This window comes from Ohtaekwangia sp., assembly GCF_036786105.1.
Taxonomy (GTDB): domain Bacteria; phylum Bacteroidota; class Bacteroidia; order Cytophagales; family Cyclobacteriaceae; genus Ohtaekwangia.
On record NZ_DAIQRQ010000022.1, the window covers coordinates 12,543 to 35,372 of the forward strand.

15 protein-coding genes are annotated in these 22,830 nt (G+C 45.2%); 12 read left to right on the top strand and 3 right to left on the bottom strand.

Annotated features, from left to right (window positions below; genetic code table 11):
* Nucleotides 1–155 precede the first annotated feature (155 nt).
* The 3 genes from V7Q33_RS11320 (at nt 156) to V7Q33_RS11330 (ending at nt 6,600) form a co-directional block, all read left to right on the top strand.
* A complete protein-coding gene (locus tag V7Q33_RS11320; RefSeq protein WP_333819907.1) occupies nt 156–3,155 on the top strand; it encodes a SusC/RagA family TonB-linked outer membrane protein in 3,000 nt (999 codons plus the stop codon).
* 11 nt (nt 3,156–3,166) lie between these two features.
* On the top strand, nt 3,167–4,861 hold the full coding sequence (locus tag V7Q33_RS11325) for a RagB/SusD family nutrient uptake outer membrane protein (RefSeq protein ID WP_331974967.1): 1,695 nt from the start codon (nt 3,167–3,169) through the stop codon (nt 4,859–4,861).
* A gap of 584 nt (nt 4,862–5,445) precedes the next feature.
* Complete coding sequence (locus V7Q33_RS11330) at nt 5,446–6,600, top strand: glycoside hydrolase family 5 protein (RefSeq protein ID WP_333819908.1); 1,155 nt, start codon at nt 5,446–5,448, stop codon at nt 6,598–6,600.
* A gap of 114 nt (nt 6,601–6,714) precedes the next feature.
* Here V7Q33_RS11330 and V7Q33_RS11335 read toward each other — a convergent pair whose 3' ends face one another.
* Complete coding sequence (locus V7Q33_RS11335; RefSeq protein ID WP_333819909.1) at nt 6,715–7,593, bottom strand: pirin family protein; 879 nt, start codon at nt 7,591–7,593, stop codon at nt 6,715–6,717.
* A gap of 112 nt (nt 7,594–7,705) precedes the next feature.
* Between V7Q33_RS11335 and V7Q33_RS11340 the strand changes: the two genes are divergently transcribed.
* The 9 genes from V7Q33_RS11340 to V7Q33_RS11380 all read left to right on the top strand — a co-directional run bounded on the left by V7Q33_RS11340 (nt 7,706) and on the right by V7Q33_RS11380 (nt 20,421).
* Entirely contained in the window at nt 7,706–10,135 is a 2,430-nt protein-coding gene (locus V7Q33_RS11340; RefSeq protein ID WP_333819910.1) for a glycoside hydrolase family 95 protein, read from the top strand.
* Nucleotides 10,136–10,215: 80 nt separating this feature from the next.
* The gene (locus V7Q33_RS11345; RefSeq protein WP_331974974.1) at nt 10,216–10,674 is read left to right on the top strand and encodes a low affinity iron permease family protein; all 459 of its coding nucleotides are present in this window, start codon (nt 10,216–10,218) and stop codon (nt 10,672–10,674) included.
* A gap of 490 nt (nt 10,675–11,164) precedes the next feature.
* On the top strand, nt 11,165–14,374 hold the full coding sequence (locus V7Q33_RS11350) for a PAS domain S-box protein (RefSeq protein WP_333819911.1): 3,210 nt from the start codon (nt 11,165–11,167) through the stop codon (nt 14,372–14,374).
* Nucleotides 14,367–14,735: a response regulator gene (locus V7Q33_RS11355; RefSeq protein WP_331974978.1), complete on the top strand. Its 369-nt coding sequence runs from the start codon at nt 14,367–14,369 to the stop codon at nt 14,733–14,735. Before V7Q33_RS11350 ends, V7Q33_RS11355 begins: the two co-directional genes overlap by 8 nt.
* 13 nt (nt 14,736–14,748) lie before the next feature.
* A complete protein-coding gene (locus V7Q33_RS11360; protein ID WP_331974980.1) occupies nt 14,749–15,420 on the top strand; it encodes a response regulator transcription factor in 672 nt (223 codons plus the stop codon).
* Nucleotides 15,421–15,526: 106 nt separating this feature from the next.
* A complete protein-coding gene (locus tag V7Q33_RS11365) occupies nt 15,527–16,021 on the top strand; it encodes a GAF domain-containing protein (RefSeq protein ID WP_331974982.1) in 495 nt (164 codons plus the stop codon).
* 135 nt (nt 16,022–16,156) lie between these two features.
* Nucleotides 16,157–16,882: a sensor histidine kinase gene (locus V7Q33_RS11370; RefSeq protein ID WP_331974984.1), complete on the top strand. Its 726-nt coding sequence runs from the start codon at nt 16,157–16,159 to the stop codon at nt 16,880–16,882.
* Between the two features lie 149 nt (nt 16,883–17,031).
* Nucleotides 17,032–17,451, top strand: coding sequence for a hypothetical protein (locus V7Q33_RS11375; protein WP_331974986.1), 420 nt, complete (start codon nt 17,032–17,034; stop codon nt 17,449–17,451).
* 30 nt (nt 17,452–17,481) lie between these two features.
* A complete protein-coding gene (locus tag V7Q33_RS11380) occupies nt 17,482–20,421 on the top strand; it encodes a PAS domain S-box protein (RefSeq protein ID WP_333819912.1) in 2,940 nt (979 codons plus the stop codon).
* Between the two features lie 44 nt (nt 20,422–20,465).
* Here the strand turns inward: V7Q33_RS11380 and V7Q33_RS11385 are convergent, their stop codons facing one another.
* Together V7Q33_RS11385 and V7Q33_RS11390 are read right to left on the bottom strand one after the other, a co-directional pair.
* Nucleotides 20,466–22,373: a hybrid sensor histidine kinase/response regulator gene (locus tag V7Q33_RS11385; protein WP_333819913.1), complete on the bottom strand. Its 1,908-nt coding sequence runs from the start codon at nt 22,371–22,373 to the stop codon at nt 20,466–20,468.
* 2 nt (nt 22,374–22,375) lie between these two features.
* A complete protein-coding gene (locus tag V7Q33_RS11390) occupies nt 22,376–22,828 on the bottom strand; it encodes a response regulator (protein WP_333819914.1) in 453 nt (150 codons plus the stop codon).
* Nucleotides 22,829–22,830 lie beyond the last annotated feature (2 nt).

The following is a 22,830-nucleotide window of genomic DNA, read 5'->3' on the forward strand; positions in this document are numbered from 1 at the left end:
ATTTGGCGCCAAAATTCAGCAGGCTTCTTTACTATTTTTGATAAAGTAACCTAACTCATTTTAACACTATAAACAAACTGCCTATGCACAAAATCTATCTTGACCATGAACGAAAAAATCTTCTCCCGAAGGGGCTTAAAAGATTTTTCGTTATAATGTTATGCATATTGCTGGCCGGGGCTATATCTACACAGGTTCTGGCATCTGCCGTTTCTGCGTCTATCCAGGCCGTTATGGTTACGGGTAAAGTAACAGACGATACGGGCGCTCCACTGCCCGGTGTAAACGTATTGGAGAAAGGCACTACCAATGGTGCTGTTACGGATGCAGACGGTCGCTATAGCCTTCGTCTTTCATCCGGTCAGGCTGTGCTCGTATACAGCTTTGTGGGCATGATATCACAAAACATTGTGGTGGGCACACAAACTGAAATTAATGTACAGATGGCGGGCGATGCCTCTACACTTTCAGAAGTGATTGTGGTAGGGTACGGTACACAGGAGAAAAAAGATGTTACCGGTGCCATGACCTCTGTAAAGAGTGAAGAATTTAACCGCGGTATCATTAATTCACCAGAGCAACTGGTGCAAGGTAAAGTAGCCGGTGTAAACGTTACATCTGCCAGCGGTGAACCGGGGGGCACGCTGGCCATTACCATTCGTGGTCCCGGGGGCGTGCGTACTGGTAGTACACCTTTATTCGTTGTAGACGGACTTGCGCTCGACAACTCATCAACGGGCGGTTCCACTAACCCGCTTAACTTTATTAACCCGCAGGATATAGAGTCTGTTGATGTGTTGAAAGATGCATCTGCTACGGCTATATATGGTTCGCGTGGTGCAAACGGTGTTGTGTTGATCACTACCAAGCGTGGAAAGTCAGGTCGTTCCAGCGTTACGTATTCCGGAAGCGTGGGTATCTCGAAGATGGCCCGGCCGATTGATGTATTTTCAGCGGATGAATATCGCAAGCAAGTTACTTCACTGGGTGGTACACTGGTTGATGGCGGTGCGAATACAGATTGGCAAAAAGAGATCAGTCGCACAGCGATCACAAAAAATCATAACATTGCTTTGAGCGGTGGTGCTGATAAGCTTTCGTACTATGCTTCGCTGGGTATGATGAACCAGGATGGTATCATCAAGAACAGCAACATGAAGCGCTATAACGGTCGTATCAACGTAACGCAAAAATTACTGAATGATCGTCTGTCCGTTGATCTGAACCTGAGCGCATCGAGCACTACAAACACACGTCCCCCTTCAGAAGGTAACAACGGTGCCTCTATTACTATATTAGGTTCTGCACTTACGGCGAATCCTACCTTGCCGGCTTACGATTCTACCGGAGCACCCTATAAATATGCCAACGGTTTGAACCCGCTGCGTGCTTTACAGCTTTGGGAAGACGTTACCACGATCACGCGTATTGTTGGAAATATATCGCCATCCTTCGAGATTGTGAAGGGCCTGGTGTATAAATTGAATTACGGTATCGATAACTCCAATTCGGTACGCGACCAGGTATCATTCCCAAGCCTTATTCCTGCACAGGATGGTTATCTGATCACCAACTATAAATACAATAACAATAACCTGATTGAGAACTACCTTACCTATACGGCAACCCAAGGAGATCATAACTTCTCCGTATTGGCAGGTCATTCTTATCAGAAGTTCTTTATACAGGAACGTTCCTATAGTATTAACAAATTTGCTATATCGAATATCGATCCTCGCTATAATCCCGGCCTCGGTCAGGATCTGACGCTTACCAATAATAAGCCTACCGGTACTGCCGTAAAAAATGAGCTGCAATCTTTCTTCGGAAGAGTAAACTATGCTTTCAAAGATAAATACCTGTTAACCGCTACGGTTCGTGCCGATGGTTCTTCGAAGTTCGGTGCCAATAACAAGTATGGTACATTCCCGTCATTCTCATTGGGCTGGAGACTTACCGAAGAAGACTTCATGAAGAGCCTGCCGGTAAGCAATCTGAAGGTGCGCGCTGGATGGGGGCGTACCGGTAACCAGGAGATTCCTCCTAAATATACCCAGGCACTGTTTACATCACAGATCGCCGCTGGTTCAACTTATCCGTTGGATAACTCCAATGTATACCCTGCCGGTACAACGTATGTGCGTCTTGCCAACCCGAATCTGCAATGGGAGGTTTCTACACAGACAAACGTAGGGATCGACTTTGGTTTCCTGGGAGGAGCGCTTACTGGTTCGGTAGATTATTTCGATAAGGTATCAAGCAATATACTACTGGAAGTTTTTCCTGCTGACCCGATCCAGCCTGCATCTACTACCTGGACGAATGTGAAGAATATGAAGATCAAGAACAAAGGTCTGGAAGTTGCCCTTCACTACCAGTATAGAGGTGCTAATACATTCTCCTTTAATGTAGGAGGTAATGCAACCTTTATTCACAACAAAGTTACCGGATCACCTTACTCTGTAATTGCATCCGGAACTGCAGTGGGTTCAGGTATTACCGGAACCACTGTAAACGGCTATATTAACGGGTCGCCTATTGGTACATTCTTCATGCGCCAGTTTATCGGTATCGATGAATCCGGCAATGCTGTTTATACGGATCTGGATGGTGATGGAAACATAACCGATAAAGACCGTGTGAAACTGGGAAGCGCGCTGCCTACCGTGCTCTATAACTTCAACGCAGGTGTCGGCTTTAAAGGATTTGATCTTACCGCTAACTTCAACGGTGTATCGGGCAACAAAATATTCAACAACACCGCCAACGCAAACTTCTATAAGAACAACATTGCCAATGGGGTGAACACCACACCGGAAGCTGTGCAGTATCCGACTGAAAGTGTAACAAACCCTAAGCCAGTATCATCACGCTACCTGGAGAACGGTGCGTTCCTCCGTTTGAACAACCTGACACTTGGCTATAATTTCAGCCCTTCAAAATTCGGCCTCGATCGTTGGATATCAGCGCTTCGCCTGTCAGTTACAGGGCAGAACCTGTTTGTGATCACGAAATATACCGGCTACGATCCGGAAGTAAATACAGACCGTTCTACGTTTACTTCCTCTTCTGCCGGCACAACATCGCTCGGTATAGATTACCTGAGCTATCCGAAAGCAAGAACGATCCTGTTCGGACTGAATGTTACATTTTAACAGCTTGATCCATGAAAAGAAAACTATATATATTCTTACTGTTCCTCGGTATCATTGTTATCGAAGGATGCACTGACCTGAATGAAGAAGTATTGGATGAAACTTCTTCTACCGGCCTTACGGATAAACAGGTAGCAGATGGTATTCTGGCACCGGTATATGCACCGTTGTTTAATCTGCTATATCACACCAACTACTTTGCATTACAGGAAATCTCTACAGATGAAGCAATCCTTCCGTTTCGCGGTGGTAAAGACTGGGGTGATAATGGTATCTATGTAGGTATGCACCAGCATACCTACAACGCTACCGATCCTAACCTGGCGAATACCTGGGGGGTACTGATCAACGCGGTATCGCGTTCCATCACGGCTATCAATACATTGCCCGAAGTAAATGATGCCAATAAAGATGTATACCTGGCAGAAGCAAGAGGTATGCGTGCTTACTATTCCATGGTGTCGTTAGATCTCTTTGGCCTGATCTTCGTAAAAGAAGATCCGAAGGCGACATCCACTATATTGCGCGGTGCAGATGCACTGGAGTATATTAAAAGTGAATTGCTTGCCGTTGAACCATCCTTGTCTACAACCGCAGGCCCGGGCCGTCTTACCAAAGCCGCTGTGTGGGGATTGCTGGCACGCCTATATCTGAACTCGGCAGTATACCGCGACCGTTATGCTACAAGCTTCAACTTTGCATCGGATGATATGGATCAGGTGATTCAATATTGCGACAAGATCATCAACTCCGGACAATATAGCCTGTCTGCGGATTACTTCTCCGTGTTCAGCAATGACAATCACACCAACAAGGAATTGATTTTCGCGCTCGATCAGCGTTTTGATATCCCGGGTAGTCACAACCGTATGGCATACTTCTCTATATCAGGAGATATGTACCCGCTGGCCAACGCACCCAGCGCTAACGGTACGGATGGTCCTGCAATAACTTCAGACTTTTATCATACCTGGACAGATGCTTACGGTGACACAGATCCCGCTGATATTGATCCTCGTTTCTATCAGAAGAATCTTGACCCGACTGTAGGTTGTATTTCTGCAGCTGATTATAAAATTGACCGTGGTATATTACGCGGGCAGCAATATGGTCTGATCAAGCAAAACGGTGCTTTCGTAAAATGTGATAATGGTCTTTACAAAATTGACAAGCTCTATAACTGGACACGTAGCCGCAGTGATCTGGCTGTAGATTTCAAAGAGCTTGTAGACTATACTGCAGATGGCCGTGATTATGACAAAGGATATCGTGTTGAGAAATATGAGTTCTGTACAAAAACGACTGATGGTCGTAAGATTGGTGATGCAGACATTATTGTTCTCCGTCTGGCAGATATATACCTGATGCGTGCTGAAGCGAAGCTCCGCAAGAGCAACGATGCAGCTTCCGCATTAGTGGATGTGAATACTGTACGTGCGTCACGTACCTCCAGCAATGGTAAGGCAGTAACACCTGCACCTGCATTAACCGACATGAACCTTGAACTGCTGTTCCGCGAGCGCGGCTTCGAGCTCTATTGGGAAATGGTACGCCGCACAGACATGATCCGCTTCGGTAAATATGAAGGTACATGGACTGAGAAGAACGACAGCAATCCTCAAAAACGCATATTCCCGATTCCTCAAACGGCCGTAGATGCGGCTTCGAACATACCGGGATATCTGGCACAGAACCCTGGCTATTAACAGAGATCTATAGCCGTACTTTTAAAAGGAACTACCGTGGCGGATTGCTGCGGTAGTTTTTTATTTATTAACCGTTAGCCGTTCGTTAATCGTTATCAGGAGAAGTATACGTGGGCAATAAATGCATTTTGTTTCCACATCCCGATGGCTATCGGGAACAGAATAGCACAGAAAAATAAGTCATTCATTACAGGTTACTCGGTAAGAGCGCCGCTGGCAGAATTTGCGCAGACTAAATCAATGCCTTTCAGTAGCTGGCCTCCGGAGACCACTAGCCATTTGTTGATAACTTTTTTATAAGCCGCGATTTTGCAAGCTGTTCCTTCTATATCCTGTAATACTAGTGGTTTGGGTGTAACTTGTTATGTGGTATATATATTCTTACAGAAGTTCAACGTGCGGGCATATTTATGTCCCGGCAAGTGGTGCGGTTTTGAAAGTATTATGAAACTGTATAAGTTGCGAGCTTGTTTGATGTGTTTTGCGTGCTTGTAAGCATGACTTTGAAAGATCAAATTAGTTTATCACCCAAGTATATGCAGTTAGTAAAGAAGCTTTCGCTTTGTATTTTTTTATCAGTGGTCGTGTTCAAGGTTACAGCGCAGCCGGGCACCCGGCAACCAATAAGTGTGTATCCGGATTATAGCGACAAAAAGAAAAACGATAAATCAGGTATGCGTCATGATGCGTTTGAACTGGCATCGAAAATCAACATTGGATGGAACCTCGGTAACTCGCTCGAAGTGCCGGGTGATGAAACCGCCTGGGGGAATCCTAAAGTTACGAAGGCTTTCATTGATTCAGTAAAGAAAGCAGGCTTCAACGCGGTGCGTATTCCTTGCGCGTGGGACAGTTATATTGAAGATCAGGCTACGTGTAAAATAAAAGCATCGTGGCTGGCACGTGTAAAAGAAGTAGTTGACTATTGTGTGAAGGATGATATGTACGTGATCATCAATATACATTGGGATGGCGGCTGGTTGGAGAATCATCCGGTGCGTACCAGCCAGGTGCAGATAAATACAAAGCAAAAGGCATTGTGGCAGCAGATCGCGGTATATTTCCGCGATTACGATGAACATTTACTTTTTGCAGGCACGAACGAAGTGCACGTAGATGGTACTCCCACTGACGAGAACTTTGATGCGCAGATGTCATTTAACCAGACGTTTGTACATGCAGTGCGATCTACCGGTGGTCGAAATGCCTATCGCAACCTGCTCGTGCAATCATACAATACCAATATAGATTTAGCCGTAAGCAAACTCGTAATGCCCCACGATAATGTTGACAGGCGATTGATTACAGAGGTACATTACTATGATCCCTGGGATTTCTGTGGCCTGGAGAAAAACGAAGCATGGGCAACTATGAAATTTTTGTGGGGAACGAAGTTTGCCCAATATGGCCCTATATCTGACCGGGGGCAAGAGGATTATGTAAAGGCTCAGTTTCAGAAAATGAAAGTAAATTTTGTTGATAAGGGATATCCGGTTATGCTGGGAGAATTTGGTGCGATCACACGCCCATCGTTAACCGGTGCCGACCTGGAGCATCATCTCGCATCACGTGCCTATTTCTTTGAATATATAGTGGAGCAGGCGAAAGACAACGGTATTGTTCCTTTCTTCTGGGACAATGGTTCCGGAGTGTTCAACCGCTCAAATGGAAGTGTATCGGATAAGCAGGCGCTGACAGGGTTGATGAAAGGCGCGGCTGCAGGGAAATATCCATATTGATGCTGTTGGCTGCTGGCTTCTGATACCAGAGAAAACGAAATGAATATATAGTTGTAGATGCTGCGCTGATCTGCAAGAATAAACTTCGCAGATCAGCGTGGATTTATTATTTCGCTAGTGACTGGCCATAGGTAGCGGCACAAATTCAGTTTCTCCGGATACAGGAGGGAAGCGTTGTTCTTTCCAACGAAGCTTTGCTTCTTCGAGGCGTTGCTGGCTGGTGGCAACAAAGTTCCAGTAAATATACCGTTGTTCCGGGAATGGTTCGCCACCGAAAATATATATTGTGGTGTTGGCTGCTAATGTAAATTCGCACAGTGTTGGTTCCTTGCTCACAAGGATGCGCTTTGGTTCGTATATATTCCCTTCGCTTTCCAGGCTGCCTTCCAGTATATATATAGCAGCTTCTCCAAAAAGCTCATCGCCAATACAAATGGTTTTTGTTTCGGTAGTTTTTACTTCCAGCAGGAACAGCTTGCTATATACCGGTACCGTAGATTGTTTACCAAAGGCTGTGCCCGCAATCAGTTTATAAAAAACACCGTCTGTCTCCCAGGCAGGCAGTTCATTTTCCTCAGCATGGTAGAATATCGGGTCCATGTCTTCCAGGTGTTTGGGCAGCGCGACCCATATTTGTAAACCGTGAAGCGATTTCTCCGAGTGGCGCAGGTATTCGGGTGTTCGTTCGGAGTGAACAATGCCGTTACCGGCAGTCATCCAGTTTACCTGACCGGGTTTGATTTCAATTGCTGTTCCCAGACTGTCGCGGTGCATGATCGCTCCTTCAAAGAGATACGTGAGCGTAGATAATCCTATATGCGGATGCGGAGGAATGTCTATGTTCTGATAATCGCGCAGATCAGCAGGCCCCATGTGATCCAGAAAGATAAACGGCCCCACCATGCGCTTCTCGCGAAACGGGAGTAATCGTCCTACCATAAAATTACCAATGTCGCGAGGGCGTTCTTCAATGATCAGGTTAATGTTCGACATATTATCGGATTTGAGTTTTCAAAGATAGTTTTACCACCGATAATTTCTTCCCCGGTTTTTACGAATATTGTTGTTTAATTTATAACCTCAATTTATAATAGTTCTATCCGTCATGCGATTCTTTTTTCTCCTTAGTTTTATTGTGAGTGCAGGTATATCTGCCGTTTTTGCTCAGTCGTCAGCCACATCTCCTTTACGCATGTGGTACAGGGAGCCTGCGCAGCAGTGGGAGGCCTGTATACCGATAGGAAATGGCCGTCTGGGTGCGATGCCAGACGGAGGTATATATCGTGAGAATATCGTACTCAACGACATTACCCTGTGGTCGGGCAGCAAGCAGGATGCAGATGCTCCTGATGCCGCGCGATTTCTGCCACAGATACAACAGCTTTTGTTTGAGGGAAAAAATGCAGAGGCCGAGGCGCTCATGTATAGCTCGTTTGTTTGCAAGGGCGCAGGCTCCGGCTATGGCAACGGCTCTGCTGTTCCCTACGGATCGTATGAAACACTTGGCACGTTGCACATCGATTACCTCTATGGTATAGATTCGGGCCGTGTGAAACCAACGATGTATGAACGGGCTCTGTCACTGGAAGATGCCGTGGCAACTACGAAATATACCTTGAACAACACAACCTTCAGGCGCGAATATCTGGCAAGCTTCAATCACGATGTCATGATCATCCGGTTAACGGCAGATCAACGCAAGAAGATTGCGATAGCGTTATCCATCGATCGCCCGGAGCGATATACTGCCTCTATAGTAAATGGAGAACTGCAAATGACCGGGCAGTTAAACAACGGCACTGATGGCAAAGGCATGCGCTATAGAACACGCATAAAGCTTGTACCCACAGGAGGGAAGATCACTTCTGAAAACAACCAGTTACGTCTTACGGATGCGGATGCTGTAACGATCTATATTTCATCGTCCACTGATTTTCGCAATCCGGAGTTTGAAAACAAAACCAACGATGCACTCATGGCTGCCGTGGGTACAAAGTACGATGTTGAAAAAGCGGCACATACCCGCAACTATCAGCAATTGTTCAATCGCGCAACGGTATGGTTAGGTGATAATAGTGCGCAGTCGTTACCAACAGACCAGCGCTTGCAGGCATTTGCCAAAGATGCAAACGACCCGGGATTGGCTGTGCTGTATTTTCAATTTGGCCGATACCTGCTCATCAGCAGTACGCGCCCCGGGCTATTGCCACCCAACCTTCAGGGATTGTGGGCCAACACCATTCATACTCCGTGGAATGGTGATTACCATTTGAATATTAACATTCAGATGAATCACTGGCCACTGCACGTGGGCAATCTGCCGATGTTGAATGAACCGTTCCATTCATTGGTAGCCGGTTTGGTGGAGCCAGGATCAAAGACTGCCAGGATATACTATAATGCCGATGGCTGGGTGGCTCACGTAATCACCAACGTATGGGGCTATACTTCTCCGGGGGAGCATCCTTCGTGGGGAGCGTTCAATACCGGCTCAGCGTGGCTCTGCCAGATGTTATGGGACCACTATACTTTTACGAACGACAAAATATACCTTGAACAATTGTACCCGATTCTGAAAGGTTCTGCTTCATTCTATTTGAGTACGCTTGTTAAAGACCCTGCTACTGGCTGGCTGGTAACATCACCATCCAACTCACCCGAAAATTCATTTCGCCTCCCGGATGGAAAGACTGCCAATGTTTGCATGGGGCCCACTATGGATAACCAGATCATTCGTACATTGTTTCAGTATACCACCGAAGCCAGTACTATACTTAATAAAGACGAAGCATTCAGAAAGCAATTGCAGGATGCAGCACAGAAACTTCCCCCCACACGTATAGCGAGCGATGGAAGGATTATGGAATGGCTGCAGGAATATCCGGAAACAGATATATATCACCGCCATATTTCGCATTTGTGGGGACTATATCCTGCCGAAGAGATCACCGTAGAAAAAACACCGGCACTGGCAACCGCAGCGAAGAAAACACTGAACGTACGGGGCGATGGTGGCACGGGCTGGTCGCTGGCATGGAAAGTAAATTTGTGGGCACGGCTACATGAGGGTAATCATGCGCATAAACTATTGCAACATTTGTTAAATCCCGTCAGCAATACGGAAACCAATATGCAAAATGGGGGTGGTACCTATAGCAATTTTTTTTGTGCGCATCCGCCTTTTCAAATCGATGGTAATTTTGGAGGCGCTGCCGGTATAGCCGAAATGCTGGTGCAAAGTCACCAGGGATACATTGAGTTTTTGCCGGCCCTTCCCGATGTGTGGGGTCAAGGCAAATACAGCGGCCTCTGCGTGCGTGGTGGAGCGCAAGTATCCGCTGAATGGAAAAACAGTAAGCTACAGCAAGCAGAAATACTGGCCACTGCCGATAACACATTTCACATAAAAGTACCGGCATACAGCACGAAGTTGAAACTGGTGAAGAAAGGAAAGACAACGGATCTGCCAGCTGCCAACGGTGTGGCGTCTATTCACCTCATGAAAGGAGATCAGGTAAAAATATTGTTTCAATAAAGGCTGTGGGTGTCTGTTGCAACGGGAACGATTTTTTTATACCATTCCATAACTATCTATTCACTAAATATCTTATCGGGATGGACACAAATGGTAAAAAAAATTCCCCGCTGGAAAAATTTTCCACGGTGGTGACCGCTATTGCCGGCAGCTCTTCCGCGTTTCTTATTGCAGTATCATTAATCCTGGTATGGCTTGTCTCCGGGCCCTTCTTTCATTACTCTGATACATGGCAGCTGGTGATCAACACAAGCACTACCATCATCACGTTTCTCATGGTATTTCTGATACAGAGAAGTCAGAATAAAGAATCCATTGCCATCAATTTGAAATTGAATGAACTGGTGGCAGCACACAGCCGTGCCAGCAACCGGTTGGTATCGGTAGAGGATCTTACTGAAGAAGAACTCAAAGTATTGCGCAAATTCTACACGAAGCTGGCAATAATGAGTAAGCAGGATGCTGACATGCAGAAGACACATTCCATTGAAGAAGCGGAAGAGCTGCATGAAGAAAAAAGTGAGGAACACAAAAAATAACGTCCGGCTTTACCAACTTTTGAGAGTTGCTTTTTACCGGCTTCATTAAAAAATCGTGTAGAAGCTTTTTATAAGCGGTCTCATGAACGCAAGCATTTCCCGATCATTATATATAGTTTCGGTTGTTGTATGTGCATGCTCTTTCTTTTTTCCAGTGCGACAAGATTAACGGTTAAACATTGATCGATTTTCTTTTTTCATTTATCATGTTGCAGTATTTCACAACTAATCTCCTACAGGCCATTTTTATAAACTTCCTGTAATTGCATTGCATTGAATTTTTTTATCCAGGAATAATTCTTATTTTCTGGAATAATTTTATTAGAGAAATATTAACAACCGGCTTCTTCATCCATGTTAATCCTCTAAGATTATTACTTCCGGAAACCACCGGTTGCCTTTATGGATGTGTGCGATGAATGACTTGGCATGAATCTACATGCCTGACCGGAATGGTATCCATGTATACATGGTAAATTTACGTTACAGAATGAGGAAAGTCTGGAGCTCCTTCGTGCTTTGTTCGCTGATAGTAATGTTCGCCTGCCGCCCGCAGCAGAACGCTCCTATATATACAGTTGGATACGATATTGGCAAACTGGCAGCCAACTATATAGCATCCATAGCAAAAGACGGTGCAAATATACTCGAAGTACGCGGCCTTGCCGGTTCATCCCCAGCAATAGAACGCCATCGCGGATTTATAGAAGAACTCGCGAATCATCCGCAACTACGCATCGTAGCCACGATCGATGGTAAATGGGAAGCCGATATCGCAGCGGCACAATTCAGAAAGGCACTTGATACGTTGCCGGCTTACGACGTTGTATTTGCGCACAACGATGTGATGGCGCATGCTGTCTATACGGTTTCACGTGAGCGGAACGTAAGCAACAAGCTACGATATATAGGGGCTGATGGATTGCCCGGAAAGGATAATGGTATGGAACTGGTAGAAAAGAATATTCTCGATGCTACTTTTTTATATCCTACCGGGGGCGAAGACGCCATTCGGCTGGCCAGTTGTATACTGCACCATGAACCATATCAGCATGAAAATATACTTCATACAGCTCGTATAGACAGCCGGGATGTAGAGGTAATGAATTTGGAACGAACCAAAATTGCCGAGCAGCAGCGTGAGCTTGCACGGCTGCAACGTAAAATGGATGAGGAGGCGCAGCGTTATTATAATCAGCAGCACATCATTTATATACTCCTGGGCGGCCTGGTATTGATAGTTACATTGGCTATGCTGGCGGTTTTCTATTGGAGAAAGAAGCAGAAGGCCTATCGTATATTGAAAGAGAAAAACCAGGAGATACTATCCATTAATAGCGAAGTAGCGTCTTTCAACGAAGAACTGCGATTGACCAACGAAAAACTCGAGGAGGCACAGAGCAAGATTCGTGAGCAGACAGAAATAATTCTGCAGCAAAAAGAGGAGCAGCTCAGCCGTGTACTGGCCGCGAGTAATGATGTGATCTGGTCGTTCGATCTCACGGGTAAAGGGAAACATTATGTGAGCCGCTCGGCAGAAATCTTGTTTGGTGCTGCTATCGACAACAGCATGCTGAACAATCCGGATTACTGGATGGAGCGCACGCATGAAGATGATCGGGCCACAAAGGTGGAAGCAAACCGAAAGCTGGAAGAAACCGGATACGCAGAATGTACCTATCGCGTGCAGATGGCCAACGGTATATATCGCTGGCTCTTTGAGCGTGTGTGGATTGTATATGATGAAGCACATATACCGGTGCGGCAGGAGGGAATCGCGATCGACATTACGCAGCAACGCACAGCGGAAGACTTTATGCTTCGCTATCAGCAACAGCTTGATGTTATTTTTAGCAATACACAAGAGCAGATTGCATTGCTGGATATGGAAGGCAGGTTGTTGCTGTTCAACCGGTCGTTTCATGAATTTGCAGGGGAGGCTCTCGGGCATAGACCGGAAACCGGTTGTTATATATGGGACACAACAGCGGCTGAAAATAAAGAGATGGTTCGGCAGCAGTTCCAGGAAGCGGCAGCAGGTAAAGTTATCAGAACTACGACGCAGCATACACTGTCATCGGGTGTTATGTATCTCTCGGTGCGCTACGAGCCGGTGATGATCGGCGGCAAGATCAGCAATGTAGCCCTTATTGCTTTTGATATTACCCAGCAAAAGGAGCAGGAGAATATGATCCGTGAATCAGAGGCAAACCTCAAGACCATTTTCAATAACACACGCGATTCGTTTACGCTGCTCTCGCCCGATTATAAGATTGTAGCCTTCAACCGCGCCAACTTTCAGAATGTATTGCTCCGCACCAACCGTGAGCTCCGTGTAGGCGATGATCTTCTGAGTTATATACCGGATGAACGCAAAGCTATGTTTCGCCAAATGCTCGATCGCGTGGAACATGGTGAGCCCGTTTCGTACGAGATACATTTACGTGAAGATGGTATCGAAGCTGCGTGGTTCAATGTTTCCATCAGTCAGGTGATTTCGAGCGATGGTAAATTTATGGGTTACTGTATAGAAGCCCGTAACATTTCTGATCAGAAAGAATTTGAGGGAGCGATCACCGCCATTGCGCGTGAGTTGTCTAACCTTATTGAACATGCCAATGTGCCGATTTTCGGCACCGATCAGAACGGCACGATCAACGAATGGAATCGTGTTGTTTTCGAGCTAACGGGCTACTCGCGCATTGAGATGATAGGTCGCGAATGGATAAAAACATTGTTGGAGGAAGAATATCACGAAGTGGTGAAGGTTATTCTTAACGATGCTTTGCAAGGAACACCCGTGAGTAATTTTGAGCTGCCGCTGCTTACGCGCAAAAACCGGAAACTCATACTGCTACTTAGTATTGCCCCCCGCAGAGATGTTGATAACAATATAATTGGTGTGATTATCGTAGGGCAGAACATTACCGAGTTGATCGAGTATAAACAGAATCTGGAGCGTATGGTGTACGATCGCACCCGTGAGTTGAATGAAGCACTTCAGAAGGAAAAAGACCTCGTGGAGATGAAGAGTAAATTTGTGTCGATTGCGTCACACGAGTTTCGTACACCTTTGTCGTCTATATCCCTTGCATCCGGTTTCATCAAAAAATATAAAGAGCGCATTTCGCCGGATGAGATCGACAAGCGCCTGGAGAATATCGAAAAGCAGGTAGGCCACATGACGCATTTGCTTGACGATGTACTATTGATTGGAAAAACAGAAGCCGGCAAAATGCAGGTACACCTGTCAGAAGTAAATCTGGTGTCAACGCTCGAACGATTGAAGGCAGAAGTAGAGCAGACCAAAGGCAATACACATTCTATCGAGTTGCAGGTATACGGCGAAGGAATCTTGCGCATGGATGAGAAGTTGATTCGCACCATAGTGATTAACCTGCTTACAAACGCCATCAAGTTCTCTCCGGAAGCCGATATGGTAGAACTTACGGTAACACATGAGGCGAAGAAACTCACGATACAAGTAAAAGACTATGGCATTGGTATTCCGGAGCGGGATATAAAAAATCTCTTCGAACCCTTCTATCGAGGAAGCAACGCCAATGATATTGAAGGAACCGGTTTGGGGTTGTCCATTATAAAAAAAGCTGTAGATTTACTTAGAGGCTATATCGATGTAAAAAGTATTGTTGGTAAAGGCACTGAAATCACCATTGTAATTCCGTTACCCTATGCCTAAGAAAATAATGGTAGTAGAAGATACGCAAGACCTTCTTCAGCATGTTACTGATTTTCTCACCATGGAAGGGTATGAAGTAGAGCCTTGTATTAACGGAGATGATGCCTATACGAAACTTGCCACCAGCAGACCTGACCTGATCATTACCGATCTTTTGATGCCGAAAGTGGATGGCTTTGCACTGATTGAAAAAATCAAGCAACACGAAGCATTAAAGAAAATTCCGGTCGCGATATTTTCTGCCAAACCACCTCAGGAAAATGAAGCAAAGGCACTAAGTCTGAACGTGAAGGCATTTATAAAAAAGCCTTGTTCACTGGACGACTTGCTGGTTGCTGTGAAAGATATACTGGACCAATAACATTTAACAGAACATGAGTTCTATCAGAGCAATTGTAGTGGATGATCACGGGCTGGTACGGCAGGGAATTGTTTCGCTGCTGCGTGAGTCTGGCGAAGTGGAAATTTTAAAGAGTGTAGACAGCGGCGAAGAGGCTGTTAACATGGCTACAGAATACTCGCCCGATATAGTGCTGATGGATATTGTGATGAAAGGTATGACAGGCATTGAAGCCACACGTTGGATCAAAGAACAGAACCCGCAGATAAAAGTGATTCTGTTGTCGAGTGAAGTAAACAAAGATTTTATCCGGGCAGGTTTGCGCAGCGGCATGGATGGTTACCTCAATAAAGACAGTACGTCTGATCTTCTGCTCAAGGCTATACATAGTGTAATGAAAGGAGAAAAATTCTTTGGCCCTGATGTTACATCGCTTGTCTTCGATGATTTTTCATCGGGCACAAAACCGAAAGACAACGATGTCGATAAAGGTGAACGGCCCAAGAGCAGTATACTTTCCAAACGCGAAGAAGAAGTGCTGGCCCTGATCGCCGAAGGCAAAAGTCTGCGGCAAATAGGTGAAGAGCTGTTCATCAGCGTAAAGACTGTTGAAACGCATAAACTTCATATTCAGGATAAACTCGGACTCTCCAGTACAGCGCAATTGGTGCGGTATGCGCTGGAACGTAAAAATCCTGCACGATAAGCCATTCCCTTACATGTATCAGGATTTTACTGATTTTTAAAAATCATTTTCTCCCTGTCTGTTAGCAGGAAGTGCTGACCGAAATTTGTCGTTTAAAGCACCTGGCATGACGGCAGAACTGAACGCGGCTCCCGATACAAAACTGATAGAACTGTTATCGTATATAGAGAAAGACAGTGTGCATGAGCCTTTCTTCCGGGAGATTGTGCACCTGGCCATTAACATGAGCCGCACAGGTTCGGTGATCATCGGTTTTTTTGGAACTCCCGGTTTTTCTATCGTGGCTTCTGCCGGAAATGTAATCTCCTATGAGCGCGGACAGTTATTGGAAACATTAGTGCGCAGCGAAAATTATATAGAGATTGAAGATACGCTCCGGCATTCGCATTACAAGTTCAACGCACAGATACTTGAAGTTCCGGTGATACGTTTTCTGGCGGGCATGCCCATCATCGATAGCGAAGGTTCTGTCATTGGTGCCATTGGTCTGGCCGATACAAAGCCGCGCAAATTTTCAGGTGAGCAAATTCAATCGCTGGGTATATTAAGCAGACTTGTTACCATTCACCTGGGGCTCAAAGAAAAACTCTACAAGCTGTAGGGAATTTACCGATAGCCCTGATAGATGTTCCTGATTTTTTTCAAATCCGTATTGCCCCGATGTATATCAATGCTGCAAAGCTGAATTTTGATCCACTATTTCTGTTGGCGGTTAAAAAAAGAAATGTCTATGACTATGAGCAAGAAATCAGGCGAGCTGCTCGGAGAAGAGCTAAACAAAGCCAAAGGAGTTATTGATAAATTCCTATACGGTTGCTCGCATTCTATGCGCGGCCCGTTAAAGTCGATTGCAGGCCTGGTAAATCTGTTGCAACACCAGGAAGCTGATGCTATACGCAATCCCCAGCAACATCTGGAGCTGATTCAGAAAACGGTAGATAAAATGGAAGCGCTTCTCAATGATCTGGAGCAATTTCTGGCAAACTCGCGGAAAGAACTGATCATCGAACCTGTTATTTTGAATGCAGTGATTAACGAAGTGTTGACACGCTATGCGCATGAAGCAGAAGAGAAAGGTATACGTTTTTCAAAAAACATTACACAACCGATAGCACTTTATACCGATGTAGAACGCCTCAATCTGGTGTTGCTGCAGTTAGTGGTTAACGCACTTGTTTTTAGTGATGCCGCCAAAGTAGATAAATATATAGATGTTACCGTGCGGGTGAATGAAACCGGGTGCCACATCAAAGTGCTTGATAATGGCATCGGTATTCCGAAGGAAGTGCAACAGAATATATTCCAGTTGTTCTATCGCGGTTCACAACAATCGAAGGGCGCGGGGTTAGGACTTTATATTGTAAGTGAAGTATTGCGCAAGATGGGAGGAAGTATTACCGTAAATTCGGAAGAAGGCTATGGAACAAGCTTCTTCGTGTGGCTCCCCAACCTGCGGGCATAGCATAAGGCTTTCGCGGACGAAAACATCAGGAAAACACTGATCGGGAAACGTGGCTCCTGATTTTTATCAAATCCGTTGAAGCCTGATTTTCCACAGCTTATCATCGTACATCTTTGCTATACAAACAAACAATCCAAACAACAAACACTATGAACAAGAACAATTCAACCGGTCATTTCAGTGCAAGCCAGGTGAAGAAAGTAGAAACTGCTGTACAGGATTATCTGCTGCTTGATACTGTAAAGTTCAACAGACTCACTGCCGGCTCAGACCAGATCAAAATAGAATTACTCAAGGCGTTTGTGGAATTTACACCTCCGTTGTTAGAAGAATTACGAAATGTAGTGATGACCCATGATGCATTTCGCACCGAACGCTTATTGCATAAACTCAAGTCATCTACATCACTGTTGTGCGTAGATACATTGTATCATGAAATTGTAGCGCTGGAAGATAAAAGTGCAGCCCATATCAATACTACTGATTTTACAGACGGAATCAGTATACTCATTGCATCGCATGAAACCCTGATGGATGAGGCTAAAACTATGCTGAGCGGTATTAGGTAAATATATCCCTGCGAAAAAATCATGTGCATCATGAAGTCCTCTCATTCAAATGCTTGTGAGATAAGTCGGTTGGATACACTCCGCAAATTCCGGGTCCTTGATACTAAAGATGAACAAGGACTGAGCGATATTGTAACGTTAGCAGCAAGTATATGCGGAACACCGATGTGCGTCATCAGCCTTATGGACGATCGCCGGCAATGGTTTAAAACGCGTGTGGGGTTGCAAATACAGGAAACGCCACGCGAGCATGCATTCTGTGCGCATGCTATATTACAGGACGACATCATGATTGTGACGGATGCGCGCAGAGATGTACGCTTTGCTGATAGCCCACTCGTTACTGGCGAAATGAGTGTACGCTTCTATGCAGGCGTACCGTTAACGACCGCTGAAGGACATAAGATAGGAACGTTGTGTGTGATGGATAGCGTACCGCGGGAGCTGAATGATTTTCAGCTCAACGGATTGCGCACGTTGGCCAACAATGTAACCCGACAGATTGAATTGAAGTATGTAATCTCCGAGATGAATGTTAAAACGAAGTATCTTGAAGAATCCAACTTTCAATTGAGTGTGTTGAATCAGGAGCTGCTGGCAAGTGAAGAAGAGATCCGCAGTAATCTTGAGCACATCAGGATGCTGCAGGATCATCTTGAGATACGCGAACGTCAGTATCGCGAACTTGTAGAAGAAGCTCCGGACCTTATTTATGAATTAGAAGCCAGTGGAAATTTTGCTTTTGCAAATCCGGTAATGGAACGCGTATCTGGCTATAGCAAGGAAGAGTTGCAGCAAATGAAGTACTGGGAGCTGGTGCATCTCAGCCATCAGCAGAGTGTAATCAATTTTTATAAAACACAGCGAAAGAACTTACAGAGCAGCAGCTACAACCAGTTCCTGATGGTAACCAAATCGGGAGAAGAAAAATGGATTGGTCAAAGTGTACGCATGCTCTTTGATGAACATGGACATGTATATAAAGTTAGCGTCATTGCCCGTGATATAACGGAGCTTAAGCATATTGATATTAAGCGTGCAGAAAGTGAAAGGAGATTCAGATTGCTGGCGGGAAATGCTCCGGTGGGCATATTCCAGACGGATGCTGCCGGCCTCTGTACGTACGTAAACAAAAGATGGTGCGAGATAGGTGGTATTTCCGAGAGTGAAGCGAGAGGTGAAGGATGGATGAAGGTAATTCACCCCGAAGATCGCCACAAGGTTTTGGCCGAATGGGCCGATGCACTGGCCGGTGCCAGAAATTTTGTGACGGAATTCCGTGTTATAAATCCCACAACCGGTGTTCGCTGGGTGAACAGTGAAGGCATACAAATGCTGGATGAGCATGGTTCGTTGCAGGGATATATAGGTACTACCCGCGATATAACCGAGTTGAAAGAAGTGCATAACAAGCTTCGTGAACGCGAGGAACTATACCGGCTGTTATCAAGTAACTCGAAAGACCTGATCACACTATATCTCATTGACGAAACGGCAACACGCACCTATATTTCCCCCTCCGTAAAAGAGATACTGGGATATACACCCGAAGAGATGATAGGCCATTCGCCGTATGATAATATACATCCGGACGATGAGGCGTATGTAAAAGAAGTGATGCAGTCTGTTGTGTTCAGTGGAAAGTCGGCAATGGTAGAGTACCGCGCCACACGCAAAGACGGATCGTATGTATGGCTGGAGTCGAACGCACATCCTTTCTTTAATGGCAAAGGTGATATGATCGGTTTCCAGACATCTGCCCGCGATATATCGAAGCGCAAAGAGTTTGAAGCGTCTCTGCAGATCGCCAAAGAGAAGGCAGAAGAAGCTACCAAAGCAAAAAGCCTTTTCCTGTCGATGATGAGCCATGAGATACGAACACCGATGAACGCGATTATAGGACTTACCAATTTGTTGTTGCAGAATGCTCCGCGCGAAGATCAGCAGGAACGATTGGATCTGCTGAAGTTCTCGGGACAGAACCTGCTCATCATCATTAACGATATACTGGACTTCAGCAAAATTGAAGCAGGTAAGATTGTATTGGAGTCCATAAATTTTAATCTCCGCGATATGTTGTCGGATACATGGCAGATGCTGGAGATGCGGGCGCAGGAAAAACAGATCGGGCTTCGCTTCAACTACGATGTGTCTTTGCCTGAATTTGTGAAAGGCGATACAGTGCGATTGTCGCAGATTGTTACCAACCTGTTGGGCAATGCTATCAAATTTACCGAGAAGGGATATGTAGAGTTTTCCGTTAGCAAGGTAGGCGAGGAGCAAGGCAGAGTTAAAATGCGCTTTCAGATAAAAGATACCGGTATAGGTATAGCACCGGATAAGCTGAAGACTATATTTGAGCAATTTTCGCAGGCTGATAATGATATCACAAGACGCTTTGGTGGAACCGGGCTCGGCCTGAACATTACAAAAGGTCTGCTGGCTTTAATGAACAGCAAAATAGAATTGGAGAGTGAGCCGGGCAAAGGATCAACCTTCTCGTTCGAACTGCTCTTCGAAGAAGGTGAGAACACCGTAGCGGCAGAAAATGCAACAGACACAAAGCAATTGCTGCCTGACAAACAGGTGAAAGTGTTGCTGGTGGAAGATAACAAGATCAATCAGCTTGTAGCTTCAAACTTCCTGCAGCAATGGGGTGCACAGGTAGAGATCGCCAACGATGGCCTCGAAGCACTGGAAATGATCAGGAGCAAGTCGTACAATTTGATATTTATGGATCTGCAGATGCCAGGCATGGATGGATATGAAGCATCTGACAAAATCCGCTCTATGGAAGAAGTATATTTCAGAGATATACCCATTATAGCGTTAACGGCATCTGCCATGAATGGCATGCGCGATAAAGTGGTGGAAATGGGGATGAATGATTTTATCAGCAAGCCGTTCAACCCGGATGAGTTGCGGGCCAAACTGATCAAGTACACTACAGCAAAAACGGAAAAAGTATAGAAAGGCTTTTGTATATAGTATTGGGTTGTTTGTTTTATGGTTTGTTAGTTAAGTGAGGAGGAGGCTACAACGGAGCTGGAGGATAGAGGGACCGAAAGTATAACCGTTGTGCCTTTCCCCGCTTCACTTCGCAGGGAAACCTGGCCTTGCATGCGTTCTGCAATATGTTTTACGATATACAATCCTAATCCCGGCCCGCGGGCTTTTTTGTGAGCACGGTAAAACATATCAAATACCCGCGATTGAAATTCGGGCGCAATACCATCGCCGTTGTCGGTTACTTCAATTCGAATAGTGCCATTCTTTTGGGTTACCGTGGTATATATATTACACGTGCGGGTCTCGCTGCAGTAGGTAGCTGAATTTTTGAATAACGATATAAAGACTGGCCGAAGCACAAAAGGATCGCTATAAAATTCAATGTGATCATCTATATACGTGGAGAAATGGGCTTGGCTCACGCCCGGGTATTCCTTCAGATCGTTGATGGCTTCTTGTATTACATCGCCAAAGTCGATCCGCTCATGGATCATCGGTTTGTAATAGAGTGTGGAGATACGTGTGAGCTCTTCCAGCATGGTAATCATATCTACGTTGCAATCATCCAGCATCTTTAGAAATTCTTTCTCTTCCGGGTCCTGCGACATCATGTGCAGCACATTGATTAACCCGCGACTGGATGATACTGGTCCGCGCAATACATGCGAGGTGTGATATAAAAAAGCATTCAGTTCTGTTACTTTCGATTCCAGATTAAACTGCACAGTTTTAAGTGCAGTAATGTCCGTGATCATACCAAAGGCACCGGTATAGCGACCATCTTTACTATAGAGCGGGTTTCCGGAAATAGATGTCCACACCTTCTTTCCGCTTTTTGAATTGAGCTTGATTCCAAGCTGAATCTTTTTTCCTTTACCCAATGTATTAAAATGTTCAGCCGAAGTAGCACGATCATCTTCATCCATGAAATGGAAGAAAGATTTCGTCATCATCTCTTCTTCGGTATACTCAAGCATTTCGGCCAGCCTTTTGTTCACAAAGATGGTTTGGTTTTCGGCATTCAGCACCCATATACCTTCCTGTGCTGTTTCAATAATCTCACGATAACGCTCTTCACTTTGTTTCAGCATTTGCAAGGCAAGATCCTTTTCATCTTCAACTTTTTTCTTGCGAAGCATGTTGGTGAGACTGATAGGAAAGCGCTTGAGGTTTGATTTCAGCAGGTAGTCATCTATACCTTCGCTTAGACAACCTGCCGCAAATTCTTCGGTCAATCCTCCCGAGATGAGTATAAAAGGCACGCGTGGATTTTTCTTGCGCAGCAAACGAATGGCTTGTATCGCATTGAAGTTAGGAGGTATATTAAAATCGGCTATTACTACATCCGGATCGAACGTATCCAGTGCCTGTATATATTCTTCCCGGGTGCCGGCAATACGTGATATGAGCTGAATGTTGAAGGAGGCAATTTGGTATAGCAGCAGCTCGGCATCATCAGGATTATCTTCGAGTATCAGAATACGATAGGTTTTCAGGTATAGCTGTACCTGCAGCAATGCCTCTTCAAATTTTTCGGTGTCGAGCTGCTTGTGAATATAGGCAGTTACCCCCAGCTTGTATCGTTCAAATGCTTCGCTGTCGCTTTCCTGAGAGGTGAACACCATTACCGGTATATTCTTTGTGCGCTTGTTGTTGCGCAGCTCGCGCAAAACATCCAGGCCGCTTACTGTAGGAAGATGCACATCTAATAAAATAACTTTTGGCATCTTCACAGATGCTTTCTCATAGGGGCCACGTGCAAACACAAGGTCCAGCAGTTCATGGCCGTCTTTCAACCGTACGGTTGTGTTTAGAATATTGTTTTTTACCAGTGTGTCGGTAATTAGCTTGGAGTCCTGGTCGCTATATTCTACCAGAACAATGTCAGCATCGGGAGCGGTGGTTGTATTCATCGTTAGAGTTGCCCAACCGGCTTTTCATTAATGCTATTCCAGTATGTAGTTAATGTTTTTACTACCTGCACATAAAATTCAAACTCAACGGGTTTTACAACGTAACTGTTCACACCCAGGTTATACGCTGTACAAATATCTTTCTTTTCGCGCGAAGAGGTCAGAATTACCACGGGCAATGATCGCGTGCGCTCGTCATTTCGAATGCGTTGCAGAATTTCAAGGCCGTCAATCTTCGGAAGTTTCAGATCCAACAGCACAAGTTTCAAATCGTTTTGAATGCGCTTGTTCTCATAGTTCTTTTTGGCAAACACAAAATCCAGTGCATCTACACCATCGTTCAGGTGAAGAAAATTTATATGCTTGTCGCTTTGCTTCAATGCATAGATCGTGAGCTCGGCATCATCCGGATTATCTTCCACCAAAAGAATTTCAACTCGGTCCGCGTGTTCCATTA